Raw genomic sequence first — 19,778 nt, 5'->3', positions numbered from 1 at the left:
ACAAACTTTGCTTCACCAAGCAAAGTCTGAAGCGACTAAGGCCCCAAATCATCAGATTTGGGGCCGCATGTCGCTGGTTCCATCAGATTTTTCTATTTTATCCTTACGGAAACCAGGCTAAACGCCCGGTATCCAAAAACACCTGCACAAATCCCCTCCGGCGTCACCTACACCATCCGCGGAAGGCGCCCCTCCTACTCCAAAAACTCCTTCAGCTCTGACATAAAGGTATTTACGTCTTTAAATTCCCGGTACACAGAAGCAAACCTTACATAAGCAACCGGATCCAGTGCCCTCAGCTTGTCCATCACGATCTCCCCGATCAGGCTGCTTGGAATTTCTTTTTCTTCACGGTTGAAAATCTCCAGTTCAACTGCATCTATCGTCCGCTGAATCTCCGATGCAGGAACGGGCCTCTTATAGCAGGCGCTTAAAACGCCCTGCTCAATCTTGGCGCGGTCATATTGTTCTCTGTTGTTGTCTTTCTTGATGACGATCAGCGGAATGGTTTCAACTTTTTCATAGGTTGTGAAACGTTTTCCACACTCATCGCAGGAACGCCTTCTGCGTATGGAATTATTATCTTCCGCTGGTCTTGAGTCAATTACTCTTGTATCAGGATTTCCACAATAAGGACATTTCATAATATATTCCGCCTTTCCTCCCATTTCTTCCCCCATTATACACAATAACTAGAACTTTTGCAAAAACTTTTCTTCCTGTATTTCCACCAAAATAATATCGGGCCCGATCTTCTTGATACAGCGCCATGGAATGACGAATTCGCAGTCTGTTCCAAGGAAACCGCAGATTTTCCCCGGCCCCGGAATGATGATGGCTTCCACCCTGCCTTCTTTGATGTCAATATCTACATCCACAACGCATCCAAGCCTTTTGCAGTCACATACATTAATAACTTCCTTCTCCCGCAATTCACATAATCTCATAATCTCACCACACCAAAAATGCCCGCATACAGCAGCAGCTTCTCTCACTGTTACTATATGCGGGCATCCAATAATGCGTGTTAAATTGCCATTACCTTTTCACTCTCAAATGCTTTTGCGATCACACCGATTAATACGGCTCCCAGTACAAGCGTAACTCCCAGCGTGATTCCGTACTGCATCATGGTCACTTCCTGGGTCAGTATCCCCTGCAGAGTCAGCGAAGTATTATAAATAGGCACTGCATAGAACCATTCGTGAGGGGTCTTTGTGGTGAACATTGTAGTGATCCCCAACACCAGTACCAGCATGTAAACCGGCATCACATAAGAATTTGCCTCCTTTACGGTCTTTGCAAATACGGACACCAGAACAATAATTGCCGAATACAGGAATGCGATTGCCACAAGCAAAGCCGCCATCATGGCTATCTGTCTTGAATTCAGCGAAAGATCCAGCCCCATATCTCCGCCCATTCCGCTCATCATCTGCGGCATGAAGGCCACCATAGCCCCCACATATACGACAGAAGATACTCCTGAGATAATCATCAACGAAAACACTTTTCCCAGTACAATCGAACTTCTCTTGATCGGAGAAACCAGAAGGCTTGCCATCGTGCCCCTCTCTTTTTCTCCTGCTACCATGTCTGTTCCGATTCCCATTGCTCCTGCAAATAAAAGAATGGTTACAAAATAAGGAAGCATCATACCCAGTACTTTGCCGCTGGCTTTTTCCTCGTCCTGGATTACCATATCAGGGTTATCTGAATTCACTGTAAATACGGTCAGTCCTTCCATATCCTCTACACGGTCGGATAAAAGCAGCTGCCTGTATGCCTCCAGAACGCCATTCGACACTGTATCGTAAGCGGCGCGCGAATAGTCTTCAGAAGGGTTGTAATAAGTCTTAACCTGTGGAACTGGTGCTCCTGTCTGATAACCGGATACCTCATCTAAAAATCCTTCCGGAAATTCAATGAGCAGATCTGCTCCGCCATTTTTAATCATATCTTCTGTCCCGGCTCTGTCGCTGACCGTATAAATATCACATTCTTTGTCAGCGGCCTTTAAAAAATCATCAAAACCTGCCGGCGCATTCTGAAGATATATAATTGAATTGTGTGCCTCCACATCTTTCTGGGCACTGCTGCTCAGACTGCTGACCAGCGTCATAATTCCCACCATGATAATCACTGGAAGGAAAAAGACTGAGAATATCATCTTCTTGTCCTTGAAAACTCTTGCCAGCTCTTTTCCACATATTTGCTTAATCCCGCTCATCTTACTTTCCTCCCTTCTGAATTCTGTAAAGCTCGAAAAAGGCGTCTTCCAGATCTTCTGTGTTCGTGTCATGAAGAATCTGATCCAGACTTCCCTCCGCCACCTTGCAGCCATCTATAATAATTCCAATTCTGTCACAGATTTTTTCAGCCTCTGACATGACGTGGGTGGAAATAATTACAAGCTTGCCTTCGTCTCTTAACTTTTTCAGATAATCGGTAACGCCGCGTGCTGTCACTACGTCCAGTCCGTTGGTCGGCTCGTCAAAGATAACGATATCAGGATCATGCACCAGACATACCGCAATTGCAGCTTTTTGAGCCATACCTGTAGACAGCTCTTTGATCTTTTTATGTGAAAAGTCTTTGATTCCAAAGTATGCAAACAGTTCTTCTTTTCTTGTTTTCAGCTTATCCTCCGGAATGTTATGTAACCTTCCGAAGAAATCGAACATATAGTCCACCGAAAACTGGGGATCCAGCTTGATGTCTCCGGTCAGAAAGCCGATCTTTTCTCTTACTTTTTCCGGCTCCTGCTGTACTTCATGACCAGATACGAATATCTCCCCTTTTGTCGGCTTGATAATCGTGGAAATACACCGCAGCGTGGTTGTCTTTCCGGCGCCGTTCGGCCCCAGCAGTCCGTATATCTCTCCCTGTTTTGCCGCAAGACTCAGGTCATTCACCGCAGTCTTTATGGGATCTGTGGTCTTGGATTCCTTCATTTGCTTTTTATTAAGTTTATAAATCTTAGTCAGGTTTTTGATCTCTATCATGATCTCCCTCCTCATTCTGTACTATTGTGTTAGTACAACTATATATCCTTGTTATAGATTTGTCAATAAGAATATTTTTCCTTTCATAGCCTTTCAATCTCCCCTTAAATAGACTACAATATAAAAAATAGTAAGGCTCGAAAATAAGGAGGATTATCTATGAAAGAAACAATATTGCTTTTTCACATTCCCGATAAAGAAAAGCTTTTAAAAATTGAAATGGCGCTCTTCCCACTCCATGTCCGCCTGAAACATGTGAAAGAGGAAGAATATCACCAGCCCCTCGGCGTGCTGGCGGGCATAAAAGACGCCGTTCCTGCCGAAGGTACCTATACAGGAAGTGCCCTGCCCGATACGATGGTCGTCTTTGCCTTCTTTGATGACAACCGTCTGAACCAGGCACTTGCCGCGTTGAAAAAAAGTGGGGCCGGCCCGCTGCCCTATAAAGCAGTCCTGACTCCAACCAACCAGTTCTGGACTGCCCACGAGTGCTTTACAGAACTGAAACGTGAACATGAGGCTATGACTCCTTAACGGATCATAGCTTCTTTTCATAATATTTCTTCACAATTACTGTGACAAGAAAATACAGCATCAATATTCCCCATGCCGTCCAGAATACTGCAAAGTTAAAAAATCCGGAAATTAAGAGGACAACATAGCAGACTCCCATAACAATTAACCCCGTCCAGTAGGATGTTTTTTCCACAATCATTTTATTTCTCTCATCTGATATTTTTAGCCGTTCCTCGCGCAGAAGCTTTTCATTTTTCAAAAGCTTTTTTGACTTAAAGATCTCCTTCACCGCAAATATTAGTACAGCTACGCCGGTTCCTGTAAAGACTCCGCATAAAAAGCCTTCCTGATATTCTCCGCCTCTGAGCATCATCACAATTGCCACAGCAATCGTAAGCACACCCACACCGCACATAAAAATATCGATCCTGATCCTGCCCTTTAATTTCTCCCTGTATTCCTCATCTGTCTTTGCTCCCTGACGCAGCGCTTTTATAAACATATATTTTCCTCCTCCAGATTAAAAATAAAAATATCCTCAATATTGACTCCAAAATACTGGGCAATCTTATGTGCCAGTATTAATGACGCATTATACCTGCCGTTCTCCAGAGAAATGATCGTCTGCCTGGTCACCTCAACTGCATCTGCAAGCTCACTCTGCGTAATTCTCCGTTCTTTCCTCAGCTGTTGAATTTTATTTTCCAAAAACATACCCCATTTCTAATCACCATATTCACTACTGTTTTCCTCCATAAAACATAGACCTCTTATACTCTTTTATTCTCTGGTAAGACTTTTCCGGCAGGATTCCGATCAGCATCAGACAGATCGCCATCCCCAGAAGGAATCCCTTAACCAGTTCCGGTGCATTCGTAAACTGCTGAAGTAACAGAGCCAGTGCATTAAACGCCAGACCAAACTTTAATTCTTTCCTCATGTCACCATTCCTCATAATCACCACACTCCTTTGCCCCTGCATAAAATGTATAGTTTATTTTACATTTCGAGTATAGTACGCTTTACATTAAATGTCAAGCACATTTTATATTCTTCAAAGGGGTCTGACCCCTTTGAAGTACTTTGAAGTACACAAACAAGGGCCTGCAAGTTTTTTGTTTCTTGCAAGCCCTTTTTCTTTACTCCTGTATTTAACTTCTTATGCGAAAGATTTTCCTGACTACCGGGGTGTAATCTCCCCTCCGCCATCCAGCTTGACGGTCTTTCCTGCAAGCCAGCTGTTCGCGCTGTCTGTGCTGTCATAATAAATGTTATATCCTTCTGATTCAATATTACTGCACGACTGCTCCACATTCTTCAATACGTTTACATAGGTGTCTCCTGTTAGTTTCCATTTGGCATCTTCCATCAGGGAGACTTTTATATATTTTCCTTTATTATCGCTGTTAATACTGCCGCTGAAGGTTGAGCCTTCTTTCAGTTTCAGATTCACGGTGCTGATCTCATCACAGATTATTCTGCCTTTCAGCTTTTGATCCACTGCAGTCAGTGTGAGGTTCCCCCCGTTGCTTCCCGGGGTTCCCCAACTGTTTATATTGTTGCCGGATACTTTGACCAATACATCTCCTTTGTATTTTAACTCTGTATTTTTCAGAATCACGTTGGCCTCTGTGTTTGTCACAAAGAACATCGGCCCTTCCATTGTAGCTGTCAGCTTTGTATCCTCAGTATTCAGCCGGGAAGTTCCTTCCCCGGTGCTGTCAGGGCTGCTCTGATATAACATCACGCCGTACTCCCCTGAACCGGAGAGATCACAGCCTCTCAGCGTTACTGTATTGCTGCCTTCTATCATTAGAATCTGGCTTGCATCCGCAGTGCCTTCCAGCTTTTCAGCAGATATGGTTCCCGCCGCATAAATACATGGACTGCTGGCCCCGGTTGACCGCACGGTACCGCCCTGTACGGACACACTGCCGCTTCCCCGTTCTGCCGCCACCGGTGAACAGCGGGTGCCACTTGTCGTAATTTCTATGTTTTCTGCCTTAACCTGGCCTCCATATGTAGCATAAATCCCTTTCGAAGAATTGCCGGAAGTACTGACCTTCACATTATCCGCATGAATAAGCGCTCCCTTTCCGGTTGCAAATACCGCGTTTGCCCCCTCCGCCGCGGATGTAATCTCGCTTTTACTGATACTGGATTCACTCCCTGCTGTAGTTACAAATACCGCATTCACGCCATAATAATTACTCTCATCTGCACTGGATGTATCTCCTGATTTTGTCAGCTTCCCTTCTGTCATGGTGAGCGTTCCGCCATTCTCTACCAGAACCGCATTCTGGTTCTCGTCACTTGTGCTGACAGATTCTGATTCCGAGTTCTCACTCTTCCCGTCCACCTGCAGCATACCACTTAACTCAATACTCCCCTGTGCGTCTTCATCTGCCCGTTCCTCTTGTGGCACTTCAGCCGTTACTTTACCGGAGTTTACTGTATCTGTCTCTTTATCTTCGGTTCTCCCCTGATGGCTGCATCCTGTAAATACAAACGACAAAACTGCTATCCCTAGAAATAGCCTTCTAATACTCTTTTTCATTCAACCATCCTTTCTGCCCCTTATTACCCCACCATTGTATGAAGAAAATTTGAATACCATGTAGTAGAATTGTGTTTTTTCTGTGAACAGGAAGTATCTTCCACCATAGCAAAGTGGGCAAGCCCACCTCAACTCCCCATCCCCTTACTCATAAAAAAATCCGGTACTGCACTGCCCCGCATCTCTTAGCAGTACCGCACCGGTTCCTGTTTTCTTTGTTTTCCTTATACTATTGCACAGCCTGTTATCAGTGCGCAAACTGGCTTTCATAAAGATTCTTATAAAACCCGCCGACTCTGAGCAGCTCTTCATGATTCCCCTGCTCTATAATATTTCCGTCTTTCATTACCAGGATAACATCCGCTTCCCGTATCGTGGACAGACGGTGGGCTACAATAAAGCTGGTCCGCCCTTCCATCATCTTCTGAAATGCTTCCTGTATCTTAATTTCCGTTCTTGTATCAATCGAGGAGGTCGCCTCATCCAGAATCAGCATGGGCGGCAGGTTCAGCATAACCCTTGCGATACAAAGCAGCTGCTTCTGCCCCTGAGAAAGGTTGCCGCCTTCTTCCTGAATAAAGGTATCGTATCCGTCTTTCATCCGCTTAATAAAACCATGTGCATGGGCCGCCTTTGCAGCGGCTATGATATCTTCCCGCGGAGTATCCGGACGGCCATAGGCAATGTTCTCCTCAACAGTCCCCGATTTCAGCCAGGTTTCCTGCAGCACCATGCCATAGTTTGCCCGCAGGCTGTCCCTTGTTACTTCACGGATATCATGTCCGCTCAGAATAATCTGCCCCGCATCCACATCGTAGAACCTCATCAGAAGGTTAATCAGAGTTGTCTTCCCGCAGCCGGTAGGCCCCACAATTGCAATCTTCTGGCCCGGTTTTACTTCCAGCTTCAGATGCTCCAGCAGAGTAACCTCCTTCTTATAGGAAAACGAAACATCCTCAAGCTTCAGACTCCCGTCCGCCTGCCCCATCGCGGCGGCATCCGGGTCATCCGGGATCTCCGGAGTCTCTTCGATAAAATCAAAAACCCGCTTCGCACATGCAAATGCATTCTGCAGCTCCGTTACCACGCTGGATATCTCGTTAAAGGGCTTTGTATACTGATTAGCATAACTCAGAAAACAGGACAGCTGCCCGACGGAGATCGCCCCGCTTATAGCCGTAAATGCTCCGACGATACCGACTCCCGCATACACAAGCCCGTTGACAAACCTTGTACTGGGATTCGTAATGGAGGAGAAAAAGATGGCCTTCAGGCTTACTTCCTGCAGCCTGCCATTGATCTCGTCAAACCGGTCCAGAGCCCGTTCCCCGTAGCCGAATGCCTGGACAACCTTCTGATTGCCGACCATTTCATCTACCAGTGACGTCATCTTGGCCCGCGCCTCGGACTGCGCCCTGAACATCGTATACGTTCTCTTTGCAATAAAGCTGGCTACAAAAAGGGACAGAGGCGTAATCAGAACGACAACAAGTGAGATTTTTACATTAATGGACAGCATAAAGATCAGCGTACCGACAATCGTCACGATCCCTGTAAACAGCTGTGTAAATCCCATCAGCAGACCGTCTGAGAACTGTTCCACATCCGTAATAATCCTGCTGATCGTCTCGCCGTACTGATGGCTGTCAATGTATCTTAAAGGAAGAATCTCCAGCTGCGCAAAGGCACGGGTCCTCACATCTTTTACAACACGATAGGTAATCGTATTATTGCACAGATTCATGAGCCACTGTGCCGCACTTGTAATAAATATAACCACAGCCAGGATTTTCAGGATATAAAAAATAGAATCAAAATCCACCTGACCGGTTCCTATAATATCATCAATTGCATTTCCCGTAAGTATCGGTGCGTACAGCGTCAGGGCAACCGATATTACCGCAAAGACCAGTGAGAGTGCCAGGTAGTGCAGGTAGGGTTTTATGAAACACAGAATCTTCTTAACAGTACCGTCATTTCTTCGTGACATTCTAGCCCACCTCCTCTCTGGAAAGCTGCGAATAACAGATCTCCTGATATACCTGGCAGCTTCCAAGCAGCTCTTTGTGCGTACCGCAGCCCGCAATCTCCCCATCATCCAGAACAATGATCCGGTCCGCATACATAATAGAAGCTGCCCGCTGGGATACAATAAATACGGTCATCCCTGACGTATCCTCCTTGAGCGCCCTGCGCAGCCTGGAATCCGTGGCAAAATCAAGCGCCGATGCACTGTCATCCAATATCAGTACCTGGGGCTGCCTCACCAGTGCCCTTGCAATCGTAAGCCGCTGCCTCTGCCCGCCGGAAAGATTCTTGCCCCCCTCACTGACTATGGTATCCAGCCCTTCCGGCTTATTTTCTACAATCTCCAGTGCCTGAGCCGTCTTCAGAGCGCTTCTGATCTCTTCATCCGAGGCATCTTCTTTTCCCATCTTCATGTTTTCCCGGATAGTCCCATGAAACAGGACCGCCTTCTGCGGAACAACACCGATTGTCTCCCGCAGAACGCCGAGCTCCCACGCCTTCACATCCGTGCCGTTCACACATACAGCACCCTTGCTGACATCATAAAAACGAGGGATCAGATTCACAAGCGTGGATTTACCGCAGCCTGTTCCCCCAATAATTCCTATAGTCTCGCCCACGTCTGCGCTGAAAGAAATGTTTGACAGTGCCGGTGCCTGGCTTCCCTCATAAAAAAAGGTGACATCCTGCATCGTAACCCGCGGAAGATCCGTACCAAAAACGTTTTTTCCGCCTTTCTGTGCGTTTTCTGGACCATCCGTAATTCCGGGTTTCAGATCAAATACTTCATTGATTCTGCCTGCTGAAGCCATCGCTTTCGTAAAAGAGACGATCAGGTTGGCAAGCGCCACCAGAGCCAGCAGTATCTGAGTCATGTAGTTCACAAGCGCAATCACTTCCCCCTGCTTGATCCTGCCCGCTTCCACAGCACCCCCGCCGTACCAGACAACTGCAATAATGCCCAGATTTACAAGTACATAGGTCATCGGATTCAAAAGAGCGGAAATCTTTCCTACAAGCTGCTGATACCGCATCAGCCTGCTGCTTTTTTCCTCAAACTCTTCTTTTTCCTGATTCTGTGTCCTAAATGCCCTGATCACACGAATCCCGGCCAGATTCTCACGGGTGGAAAGCAGAACCTGATCCAGGCTTTTCTGGACATTTTTATACAGAGGAATCGTGAGCATCATAATGCCATATATTACAAGAGACATTACAGGCACCGTGATTAAAAATATAACCGCCACTTTCACATCAATGGTAAAGGACATAATCATTGCCCCCACAACGATGAACGGGGAACGCAGAAACAGTCTGAGCACCAGATTCACCCCCGACTGCACCTGGTTAATGTCACTTGTCATACGCACAACCAGCGTGGAGCTGCCTGCCTTGTCGATCTCTGCATAGGACAGCAGGCCGATATGACGGAACAGTTCATGCCGCAGTCCGGTTCCGAATCCAACCGCCGCTTTGGCCGCAAAATACTGTGCCAACAGTGAACAGCCAAGCCCCAGCACGCCGAACACCACGAGAACCGCACCCATTTTCCATATATATGGTACATTCCGGTACCGGATGCCCACATCAATAATCTGTGCCATAATCAGGGGCACAATCAGTTCAAACGCAGCTTCAAGCAGTTTAAACAGCGGCCCTACAATACTTTCTTTCTTATAACCGTTCAGAAACGGCAGTAATCTTCTCACGCTTTTTTCCTCCAAGTCCGTTATATTGCACGACTGTATTGTAACAGACAATACCTTTACTGTAAATGTTTCCCATTATTCATTTTTTGAGCACGAATTCCCTATAAAAGTATTGACTTTTTAACGCCAAAAGAATATTGTATTAGTTAAGTAATACAAGTTGCATTATACTAAATCATGGAGGGATGATTCATGGAACCACTCATTAAAGTTGAGAACATACATAAAATCTACAATCCCGGCGAAAACGAGGTGCGAGCACTGGACGGCATAGATCTGGAAATCGGAAAAGGTGAATTTGTGGCAATCATAGGCCACTCTGGTTCCGGCAAGTCCACACTGATGAACATGCTGGGCTGTCTTGACGTCCCCTCTTCAGGAAATTACTTTCTGAACGGACACGATGTTTCCAAACTGACAGATAACCAGCTGTCAGATATCCGGAATAAAGAAATCGGCTTCATATTCCAGGGCTTTAACCTGATCGCCAATCTCGATGCAGTGGAAAATGTAGAGCTGCCGCTGATCTACCGCGGACTGGGCAAACAGAAACGTCGTAACATAGCGGTCGAAGCGCTGAATAAGGTCGGACTGGGCACGCGTATGAAACATAAGCCAAGCGAGCTTTCCGGAGGACAGCAGCAGAGGGTTGCCGTAGCACGTGCGATTGCTGCACAGCCGCCGATCGTACTGGCAGATGAACCAACCGGTAACCTGGACACTAAATCCACCAAAGAAATCATGGAGATTCTAAAGGGCCTCCACAGGGGCGGCCGAACCGTCATCATCATCACTCACGATGACGAGATCGCCCAGCAGGTCAAAAGAGTTGTCCGCATCGTTGACGGACGTATAGAAGATGATTATCTGAACGAAGAAAGGGAAGGGGCATAATATGTTTTCCAAAAAGAAAAAAGAACAGGATGAAATTTTAGACACCATTGATACAGATCTCATGGATGAAGACAATCTTTCCGGAGAAGATTCCTATGAGCTGGAGGATGCCGGGGCAGCGAAACCGCCCAAGAAAAAACTTCCCGCCTGGGTCATCATCCCGGTGATTGCAGTTCTGGGGATCATTATCTTTGCCGCTTCCAAGCTCTCCGCAGGCAGCAGCAAAACACAGGCAGCTTCCCTGCAGGTAGCGGAAGTTACAACAGGCAATATCAAAGAAATCTACAATGCAAGTGGTAAGATTGAGAGTGAAAACACCAAAACCTACTATTCACCCGTCACAGCACCTGTTGCCATCTGCAATGCCACTGTAGGTAATACCGTAAAGGCCGGGGATCTTCTGGTGAGTTTTGACACCACCAACCTGGAGCGTGACAACCAGCAGGCACAGCTGAGCCTGCAGTCCAGCCTGAACGCATCACAGGCAACAAAAGCACAGAATGCCAAAGCCATTGACGCAGCAAATGCAGCATCTGCCCAGGCTGCAGACCAGGCCAACAGGCTGGCAGATAAGGTCAATGACCTTGCAGCCCAGGTTGATGCCGCCTATGCACAGTATCAGGCGAATCAGCAGGCGGCAGATGCCGCTGCACCGGAGCAGGCACGCCTGCAGAAGATTGTGGCTGAGCAGAATGAAATCATCAAGGCCAATCAGGCAGTGATTGATGAGATAAACACCAACTACGCAGGACGCCGCGGCGACCTGGATGCCGCACTGGCAAAACCGGAAGATCAAAGAGATGATAACGATACCGCTGTAATCCTAGCTTTACAGCCGGTTTTTGAAAAATACGATAAAGCCGCAGAAGCCGTTAAAAAAGCACAGCAGGAAATCGACAAGGCAGCACCAGGTATCAACAACACTCCTGTAGATGATGCCGGCTACGCAGCCCTGAAAGCACAGTACGATGCAGCCTACGCAGAATGGGAGGCTGCCTACAACGCAGCCAACACTTCAACCACAGAAGCCGGTATGTCCTCCGCAGAACTGGCGAACCTGGATATCAGTGACAATCTTGCAGAGCTCACGGCGCTGACACCTGCCGAACTGGTGGAAAAAGGCCGCGAGGGTATGAAAGCCGACATGGACGGCGTAATCGCATCCGTAGATGCGCTGCAGTCCAATACCGCAACACAGGGCATGGCAATGTTCACCATCGCCAGCACAGAAAAAGTCCGCGTGAAGATCGAAGTCTCCCCGGATGACTATGAGAAAATGAAAGTCGGTAATGAGGCCACAATCACTGTAGGCAATTACAAATACGAAGGAAAACTGACAAAAGTAAATAAAATAGCCATTAACAATGCAAAAGGAAATCCGATCATCGGCGCAGAAATCCATATTGATAATCCGGATGAGAACCTCTGCATCGGCGCCACCGCCAAAATCACAATGACAGTCGCTGAAGCCAATAATGTACTCGTTGTTCCGACAGAAGTAATCAACACCTCTTCTGAAGGCGATTTCGTCTACGTAATCGAGAACGGTGTTGTAAAGAAAAAACCAGTTGAACTGGGCACTGCTTCCACTACTCAGATCGAGGTCACAAGTGGTCTGAAGAAGGGCGACAAAGTTGTAAATGATCTGAATGTAGATATTGAAGATGGTATGAAGGCAATCGCAGCACCGGCAAAGAATACGGATTCCGCTGACGGCGCAGACACGGTGAAAGAATAGACGGACTGATTGAGAAAAGAGGACATAATATGGGACAATTTTTAGAATATGTAAAAATGGCTCTTGATAATATCCGTTCCAATAAAGGCCGTTCCTTTCTTACGATGCTGGGTATCATCATAGGCATCACATCTGTCGTCACCATCGTTTCCATAGGAAACGGTCTGAAAAAAGATGTGGTCGATGCTTCAAACGAGCAGAACAACACAGTAACCATACAGGCAAACACAGACGAAGTTTCAGATCCGAACTGTATCACAGGGGAAGATATTTCCTTTCTGAAGACTTCACTCAGTGATTCTGTGCAGAGCGTGTCCGGCTATACAGCAACACTTGGCTCCATCACAACCCGAAAGGGTAAATTTGACGCCTATGTCGGACTCACTACCCCGGATTATGAGAATGCACAATACCAGGATCCCCTGGTAAAAGGAAGTTATTTTACGGATAATGATGTTGCAAATGCCAACAAAGTGTGCGTCATTAACGAACTGACGGCAATCTATTTATTCGGAAATACAGATGTCGTCGGAATGACAATTGAACTGCAGGTAGACAGCAGTATCCAGAATGTGAATATTATCGGCATCCGGGAAACGACGCAGGAAATGATGGAAGCAGAAAAGCAGTACATTGCAATGGGAATGGATAAGAGCATTTCCCTTGAGATGCCTTACACCGTATCCACGGACCTTGGCACTCCGGTAGAAGCATTCTCCTCCATCTCCATCACTGCATATGACAAGGACCAGGCCGCCAGGATCGCCAAAAGTGCCGTACAAATATTGAACTCCAGACATCAGAATCTTGGTGACACACCGTTCATCCAGCAGAAGCCTATGGACTTCTCTGATATGTTTGGCTCCATCATGGACGGGGTAACCGCATTCGTCGCACTGGTAGCAGGTATCTCACTGATTGTCGGCGGTATCGGGGTTATGAATATCATGCTGGTATCCGTCACAGAACGTACACGGGAGATCGGTATCCGCAAGGCCCTGGGAGCCAAGACAGGTTCCATCATCGCCCAGTTCCTCTGCGAATCCGCAATCATTTCCGGAATGGGAGGAATCATCGGCATCATACTAGGCGCCGGGCTCACTGCCCTGATCAGCGCTCTTGGAATCGGAGGGATCAAAGCCCAGCTTTCCTTCCCGGCGATTCTCATAGCAACCATCTTCTCCTGCAGCGTAGGAATTGTATTTGGTATCTATCCTGCAAGAAAAGCCGCCAGACTCAGCCCGATCGAGGCGCTCAGACGTATGTAGGAACAACTTTTTATATATGAAACAGGTAATCCTGCGCGTTCCAACAAAGAAAGCGTATGATTCTATACAACTTAACTATTAATTTTTTAAAACGAGGAGGGTTTTTACATGCAGAAACGAAGCAAACTTTTAAAAGTAATATCTATCATCCTGATTGTAATCGGCGCACTGTCCCTGCTGTCAGGCATTGCCGCCATCGCTATGAGCTCAACAATGGCTGCTACTTATGAAGCAATGGGTATTCAGGCACCAACTACATCCAGCTATATAATCACGATCGTTGGCTCCCTGATTATTATAGTATCCGGTATCATAGGTGTTGCCTCAAAGTCCAAAGCAGTAGTGTTGATTATGGGAATAATCCTGGCTGCTTACTATGTAATTAATATCATTATAGCTATTATGACAACAGGGTTCTCGGCATTCAGCCTGGTAGGACTGATCTGGCCGCTGCTGTATCTCTGGGGATGGTATCTTTCGGAGTAACGAGATTTTTTTGAAAGGATGGGGACGCCAGGCGGAGTGTGAGCCGCAGGCCTTCCTGCCTGTAAGGTGGGTTTAAAATCCTGACCGCTTAACGAAGAAGTTCTAATAGAGCCAGAGGCGCTCAGAAGGGAACATCCGACATGCAACGAGAAAGCCGATGCTTTCTCGTCTTAGGTCGGAATGAAACTTGATTTTGGAAAATCAAGTTTCATCCCTTCTGAGCGCCTCTGGCTCTATAAGAACTTCTAATCGTCCGCTCTAAGGCGTTTTAAACCCACCTTACAGGCAGGAAGGCCTGCGGCTCACACTCCGCCTGGCTGGCTCATCCCTTCGGCAGGAAATACACATTCCTCGGTTGGGATCCCGGACCAGTGCGGCGGATGGGTATAGACTATGTGTGTCTTGTGTCTTCATTTTACCTCTTGAATCTATGAACCTGTATATCTTCAATCAGATGCACTTTTCCGCATAGCCTTAATACGTCCTCCTCTCCGTCTCTTAAGGCAAGATGGCAAGATTCTTGTTGTATTATTAGTGAAATCAATTTATAATGACTAAAAGAATGTTTTTAGAAGTCTTTTAGTATAATATCTGGGGACAGATGGAGAGGACGGTCACATATGAATCATTCAACTATTGTTTTTCGAAGAGCGAATGCAGATGATGCGCAAAAGATTGTCAGCTTTTATAATTTTGTTGGGGGCGAGACTACTTTTCTTAGTTTTGAAAAGGATGAGTATCCGTTGAATGTTGACGAACAGGCTGCATCTATTCAGGCTCTGGATGGGAATCAGAATAATATTATGCTGATGGCCATGGATGGAGACGAGATCGCGGGGATTGCTACGATCAGTTCCAGCCATAAGATTAAGGCACGCCATGAGGGAGAGCTTGGGATTGTCGTTGCCAGGAAGTATCAGGGACAGGGGATTGGATCGGAGTTGATCCGCCGGCTGATCGAATGGGCACGCGGCAACGGGGTGACTACCAGAATCCGCCTGGATACGCGTACTGATAATACAGATGCGGTTTCTCTTTATCTGAAGTTTGGCTTTACCGTGGAGGGATGCTGCAAGAATTCTACCCTTTTGAACGGCAAATACTATGATTTATATATTATGGGAATGATGCTGTAAGGAGTACATAATAAAATGACCTGGAATATTGCACCCGAAAGCATCTCTCTTGTGATGCTTGGGATTATTTTAATTTATTCACGAAAGGGCAGCCACCTTCCGACGTTGAAAAACAGAATGTTTCAGGGATGTCTGTTTGTTACTTTTTGTGCCATGCTGACGAATATATTGTCCACAGTTATGATTTATTTTTATCAGATTATTCCGCTGTGGATGACATGGCTGATTACCACGCTATACTTTATCCTCACCCCGCTGATGGGAATGACCTATTTTTTATACACTCTGGCAATCATTTACACCGAAAGCCCTAATTTAAAAAAGGCATTTCTCTTCTGCTCTATCCCGGGGCTTGGATATGCTGTTCTTGTTGTGCTCAACCCATTTACCCGGAATATCTTCGATCTTACAGCAGCCCAAGGGTATACGCGGGGAAGCATGATTGGCACAACTTACCTCATCTTCTATTTCTACTGCCTGGCATGTATTGTGGTTACCCTGAAAAACTATCAGAAACTTGACAAAGAAATTTCCAGGATTTTAGCGGCATTTCCGGTACTTGCAGTCCTAGTCATCGTTTTCCAGCAGTTGTATCCACAGATTATTCTGTCCGGCACTGCTGCTACCTGTGCACTGCTCATTATATATCTTCACCTGCAGAATAAACAGATATCACTGGATTATCTGACCAATCTTCCGAACCGGCAGGAGCTTTTGAATATGCTTACCCTGCTGCTTACCCGCTATCCCGACAGGCCATTTACGCTCGTCGTTGTATCTCTGCGCGATTTCCGCCAGATTAACAATACCTGTGGACAACAGAACGGAGATGCTTTCCTGAAATCTGTTTCTCAATTTCTTAGCATGGCCGGGCCCCAGCAGAATGTTTACCGTTTCAGCGGAGATGAATTTGCACTTTTATTTCCCAGGGAAGATGATGACAAGATAAGAACCTGCATCTATGAAATTCAAAAACGGATGTCCGGCTCATGGCAGGTGAATGATTTCCATTTTACCCTTACCGCTGTCATAGGCGTTATCCGGCATACGGAAGCCTCACAGACACTGGAGGAGACCATTGCCTCCATAGAATATGCCGTCATGCAGGCCAAAACCGAAAAATACGGGCAGATCTGCTATTGTGACAGAGCAATGCTGGCCAATCTGGAGCGCAGGCGCCAGATTATACAGATTTTAAAAGACAAACTGACTGACCAGAGCTTCGAAATGTTTTACCAGCCCATATATGACATCAAGACAGGAAGTTTTCTCTATGCCGAATCCCTGATGAGAATGAACGATACCCCCGTCGGGCCTGTTTATCCTTCGGAATTTATCCCAATCGCAGAAGAAACTGGTCTTCTCATTGAGATTACATACATTATCCTAAAAAAAGTATGCCAATTCATCAATCAGCTTCTGGAAATGCAGATACCAATCAAGTGTGTACATGTCAATTTTTCAGCAATTCAGTTTTCTCAGCCAGAGCTGGCGAAAAAGGTGCTTGGCATCATTAACAGCTGCCACACTCCGGCACACACCTTAAAGATCGAGTTTACAGAAAGCACCCTGGCGGAAAACCCGGAGATCGTAAGAGAATTCGCCCTGGAAATGGAACGGCACGGCATCATGATGGGACTGGACGACTTTGGCACCGGCTATTCCAATATAGCCACCGTCATCAGCCTTCCCTTCGGAACCGTAAAACTGGACCGCAGCCTCGTATACGCATCCATGGAAAACCCAACCTCCGCCCTGGCCGTAAAAAACCTGGTCCGCACCTTCAAAGAACTCGGAATGCAAGTAGTCGCCGAAGGCGTAGAAACCGAAGAACAGCGGCAGCTCGTCATCGACTTCGGGATAGATCAGATACAGGGTTACTACTATTCAAAACCACTATCAGAGGCAGATTTATTGAGGTTTTTAACTGGTAGGGTGTAGAACGCCTGCCTGTACATTTACTTCCCACATATCCATTCCGATCCGTCGCTCCCGGCCGTACGCACCCAGCGGTCTGTGATGATGTCTGCGGGGGCGTCGGGGATGTCTGCGCAGACATCATCACAGACAAGCGTCCCCTTACAGGTCAGCCCCTGCCTGTTCCATGATGTTTTTGAGTTTGTTTATATAATACTTATAATCCTCAAGCGAGGTAGAAGGCGCCACCTGATGGTCTGACCCGGGTATATATCCGCCGCCCCTGATTACAGGCAGGATACGCTCGAATTCTTTGTCTATGGCCTCCGGTCCTTTTGCGATCTCCAGTTTATTGAAGCTTCCGATGAATTTCAGTTTTGGGAACTGTTTTCTGACTTCTACGATATCCATTCCTGCATTTACGTCCATAGGGAGGAAACCGTCCACTCCGGCAGCCATGAAGTTGGGAATCAGGCGGGCAAAATCTCCGTCGGTGTCTACGAATACATTCCCGACTCCATGCTCTTTGAACAACGGAATCAGTGCTCTGTAATAGTCTGCCACAAATTCTTCAAAACAGTCCGGAGATACCATAGGGCCATTCTTCCCGCTTAAATCTTCCATAAAATAAATCACATCCGGCTGTACCAGGTCTATGACTTTTAAAAGCTTTGTCCGGTAAATTTCCAGTATGTAATCATTGATCCCATGCAGCAGTTCAGGTTCATCATAGAAAGCATACATATGGGCTTCGATTCCCATCAATTCACGCGGCACCCAGAAAAATCCTTCTATATTGAGGCGGATGGAATAATCTCCTCTATTGTGGCCCTCGGCCAGATGTCCATACGCAGCCTCGATCTGCTCATCCGAGAAATAGTTCTCCAGTTCCTTTTCAGCATGTTCTTTCAGCTTCTCCCAGTCTTCCATGGTCTCTATAACCGGCTTATAATCCAGTTCCAGATCGGAGCCCGTGTTTTTAATCACCTGTCTGCCGTAAATATCCTGCTTGATAATGTGTTCCGGCGTTTCCTCCACAATCTTTTCTTCAAAACGGCGGAAGGGAAGGACAAAATGTATTCTTCTTACAGGATCAAATCCCAGATACTTTTCATATTCCATTACTCCTTCGCCCCAGTCCACGGCAAGATATTTTTCAGACTGGTTTGCCTTGTTGCCGACAATATTATTGGTAATGTCTTTGGCCCCATCTGCTATTTCAGCAGGCATTCCTTCTTCTTTAAATCTATTTGTAGTCAATACCCATGGATAAAACGTCTCTGCAACGGTTCCCCGCCCTTCCGGCTTTTGAAAATTAAGAGTTGCCTGTTCCCGTTCTCGATTTGTCATAATTCATCCCTCCACTATCAGTTTATAGCCTTATTATAGAGAAAAACGGCCCATAAAAACATGTAAATGCAAAACATTCTTTTGTAAAATCCAAAACTAATTCTTTTTGCGGGTGGGGGGACGCCTGCCGCCTTGAAGAAAGCAGCTGCAGAGGAAACGGATATGTGGTGTGGCTGGGCATAAAATAAGTGTTACTGCCCCTTAAGGAAATACAGCCTGATTTTATGGATGAAATTTTTTCACCGAAAAAAATTTCAAGGAGAGCTGAGCTGCGCTGTCATCAGGACAGCGCAGTGAATCTCTCCGGTTCCATAAAATCAGGCTGTATTTCCTTTAGGGGCAGTTAGCGAATGATCTGCCCAGCCACACCACATATCCGTTTCCTCTGCAGCGTCCCCCCTCAACCGCTCCGCCTCCACATCTACCCCATAAATCGTTTCCTGTACTCGCGGGGGGTGCATCCTACCGCATTTTTAAATACCTTACTGAAATAAAACTGGTCTGTAAACCCCAGTGTCTCCGCCACTTCCCCTATCAGACAGTCGTGGCTCTCCAATAGTTTTCTGGCCTCTGTTATTTTCAGATTGATTATGTACTCGTTGTATGTGCAGTTTTTATATTTTTTGAAGATTTTACTTAAATAGGGCTGGCTTATCATGAACCTGCTGCAGATTCTTATGATACTGTTATCCTCTGACAGATGGCTTTTCACGTAGTGTTCTATCAGCGATACCAGCTCTTTCCCCGATGGTTTTTCAGAAGAAAGATTGGTTAAATTCTTTTCATTGCTCATTGACGACAGAAGCTTTCTGATTCTTGAAAATAACTCTTCCATCTTTGATGGCTCCATTGGTTTCAGCAGATAATCGAATCCCCCATAAAGAAATGCATCATGTACATAATGGAAGTCTGAATATCCGCTGACTGCGATGCAGACAGCAGGCCTATCTTCCTGCTGTCCAATATACTTAATCAACTCGATACCGCTTTTTTTCGGCATTTTCATATCGGTCAGAATTACATCAGGATGGATCTCTTCAAAAATCTCGATCGCCCGGTCTACGGAATACGCCTCCGCAACCACCTCGAAATCCTTTATCCTCTGAGAAATCGCCCTTTTCTCGGCCTCCAGTATTGCCGGTTCATCATCTACTAAGAGAACTTTATACATGCC

The 19,778-nt window shown here is 46.3% G+C and carries 19 protein-coding genes; 7 read left to right on the top strand and 12 right to left on the bottom strand.

The annotated features are described in order from the left end of the window. Positions 1-194: 194 nt before the first annotated feature. From nrdR to HMPREF0240_RS03460, 4 genes are all read right to left on the bottom strand, one after another. On the bottom strand, positions 195-644 hold the full coding sequence (gene nrdR, locus HMPREF0240_RS03475) for a transcriptional regulator NrdR (protein WP_009002064.1): 450 nt from the start codon (positions 642-644) through the stop codon (positions 195-197). A gap of 48 nt (positions 645-692) precedes the next feature. Beyond that, positions 693-947: a YlmC/YmxH family sporulation protein gene (locus HMPREF0240_RS03470; protein WP_009002063.1), complete on the bottom strand. Its 255-nt coding sequence runs from the start codon at positions 945-947 to the stop codon at positions 693-695. Between the two features lie 80 nt (positions 948-1,027). After that, positions 1,028-2,230, bottom strand: coding sequence for an ABC transporter permease (locus HMPREF0240_RS03465; protein ID WP_009002062.1), 1,203 nt, complete (start codon positions 2,228-2,230; stop codon positions 1,028-1,030). A 1-nt stretch (position 2,231) separates the two neighbouring features. Next, a complete protein-coding gene (locus HMPREF0240_RS03460) occupies positions 2,232-3,005 on the bottom strand; it encodes an ABC transporter ATP-binding protein (protein WP_035312322.1) in 774 nt (257 codons plus the stop codon). A 159-nt stretch (positions 3,006-3,164) separates the two neighbouring features. On the opposite strand from HMPREF0240_RS03460, the gene HMPREF0240_RS03455 reads away from it, so the two are divergent. Then, positions 3,165-3,539 (top strand): DUF3783 domain-containing protein, encoded by a 375-nt coding sequence (locus HMPREF0240_RS03455; protein WP_009002060.1) that lies wholly within the window; start codon positions 3,165-3,167, stop codon positions 3,537-3,539. A 4-nt stretch (positions 3,540-3,543) separates the two neighbouring features. Here HMPREF0240_RS03455 and HMPREF0240_RS03450 read toward each other — a convergent pair whose 3' ends face one another. From HMPREF0240_RS03450 to HMPREF0240_RS03425, 6 genes are all read right to left on the bottom strand, one after another. After that, positions 3,544-4,023, bottom strand: a complete 480-nt coding sequence (locus tag HMPREF0240_RS03450) for a hypothetical protein (protein ID WP_009002059.1) — start codon at positions 4,021-4,023, stop codon at positions 3,544-3,546. Then, positions 4,014-4,229: a helix-turn-helix transcriptional regulator gene (locus HMPREF0240_RS03445; protein ID WP_009002058.1), complete on the bottom strand. Its 216-nt coding sequence runs from the start codon at positions 4,227-4,229 to the stop codon at positions 4,014-4,016. Before HMPREF0240_RS03445 ends, HMPREF0240_RS03450 begins: the two co-directional genes overlap by 10 nt. 31 nt (positions 4,230-4,260) lie before the next feature. Further along, the gene (locus HMPREF0240_RS03440) at positions 4,261-4,476 is read right to left on the bottom strand and encodes a hypothetical protein (protein ID WP_035312321.1); all 216 of its coding nucleotides are present in this window, start codon (positions 4,474-4,476) and stop codon (positions 4,261-4,263) included. Positions 4,477-4,701: 225 nt separating this feature from the next. Then, positions 4,702-6,078: a hypothetical protein gene (locus HMPREF0240_RS03435; RefSeq protein WP_009002056.1), complete on the bottom strand. Its 1,377-nt coding sequence runs from the start codon at positions 6,076-6,078 to the stop codon at positions 4,702-4,704. Between the two features lie 247 nt (positions 6,079-6,325). After that, positions 6,326-8,068 (bottom strand): ABC transporter ATP-binding protein, encoded by a 1,743-nt coding sequence (locus tag HMPREF0240_RS03430; protein ID WP_009002055.1) that lies wholly within the window; start codon positions 8,066-8,068, stop codon positions 6,326-6,328. A 1-nt stretch (position 8,069) separates the two neighbouring features. Beyond that, complete coding sequence (locus HMPREF0240_RS03425) at positions 8,070-9,815, bottom strand: ABC transporter ATP-binding protein (protein WP_009002054.1); 1,746 nt, start codon at positions 9,813-9,815, stop codon at positions 8,070-8,072. Positions 9,816-10,007: 192 nt separating this feature from the next. Between HMPREF0240_RS03425 and HMPREF0240_RS03420 the strand changes: the two genes are divergently transcribed. From HMPREF0240_RS03420 to HMPREF0240_RS03395, 6 genes are all read left to right on the top strand, one after another. Next, positions 10,008-10,709: an ABC transporter ATP-binding protein gene (locus HMPREF0240_RS03420; RefSeq protein ID WP_009002053.1), complete on the top strand. Its 702-nt coding sequence runs from the start codon at positions 10,008-10,010 to the stop codon at positions 10,707-10,709. 1 nt (position 10,710) lies between these two features. Continuing rightward, entirely contained in the window at positions 10,711-12,447 is a 1,737-nt protein-coding gene (locus HMPREF0240_RS03415) for an efflux RND transporter periplasmic adaptor subunit (protein ID WP_009002052.1), read from the top strand. A gap of 29 nt (positions 12,448-12,476) precedes the next feature. Next, a complete protein-coding gene (locus HMPREF0240_RS03410; RefSeq protein WP_009002051.1) occupies positions 12,477-13,715 on the top strand; it encodes an ABC transporter permease in 1,239 nt (412 codons plus the stop codon). Positions 13,716-13,823: 108 nt separating this feature from the next. After that, positions 13,824-14,201: a hypothetical protein gene (locus HMPREF0240_RS03405; protein ID WP_009002050.1), complete on the top strand. Its 378-nt coding sequence runs from the start codon at positions 13,824-13,826 to the stop codon at positions 14,199-14,201. Positions 14,202-14,821: 620 nt separating this feature from the next. Further along, on the top strand, positions 14,822-15,337 hold the full coding sequence (locus tag HMPREF0240_RS24155; protein WP_009002049.1) for a GNAT family N-acetyltransferase: 516 nt from the start codon (positions 14,822-14,824) through the stop codon (positions 15,335-15,337). A 15-nt stretch (positions 15,338-15,352) separates the two neighbouring features. Beyond that, positions 15,353-17,278, top strand: coding sequence for a bifunctional diguanylate cyclase/phosphodiesterase (locus tag HMPREF0240_RS03395; RefSeq protein ID WP_009002048.1), 1,926 nt, complete (start codon positions 15,353-15,355; stop codon positions 17,276-17,278). Positions 17,279-17,416: 138 nt separating this feature from the next. On the opposite strand, the gene HMPREF0240_RS03390 is transcribed toward HMPREF0240_RS03395, so the two are convergent. Both HMPREF0240_RS03390 and HMPREF0240_RS03385 read right to left on the bottom strand, forming a co-directional pair. Beyond that, a complete protein-coding gene (locus HMPREF0240_RS03390; RefSeq protein ID WP_009002047.1) occupies positions 17,417-18,604 on the bottom strand; it encodes a uroporphyrinogen decarboxylase family protein in 1,188 nt (395 codons plus the stop codon). 421 nt (positions 18,605-19,025) lie between these two features. Next, positions 19,026-19,775 carry an AraC family transcriptional regulator gene (locus HMPREF0240_RS03385; RefSeq protein WP_009002046.1) on the bottom strand — a complete coding sequence of 250 codons (750 nt, stop codon included), beginning with the start codon at positions 19,773-19,775 and terminating at the stop codon, positions 19,026-19,028. Positions 19,776-19,778: the final 3 nt, after the last annotated feature.

It is taken from the genome of Clostridium sp. D5 (assembly GCF_000190355.1).
Taxonomy (GTDB): Bacteria; Bacillota; Clostridia; order Lachnospirales; family Lachnospiraceae; genus Faecalicatena; species Faecalicatena fissicatena_A.
This window is presented reverse-complemented; position numbering and strand designations above follow the sequence as displayed.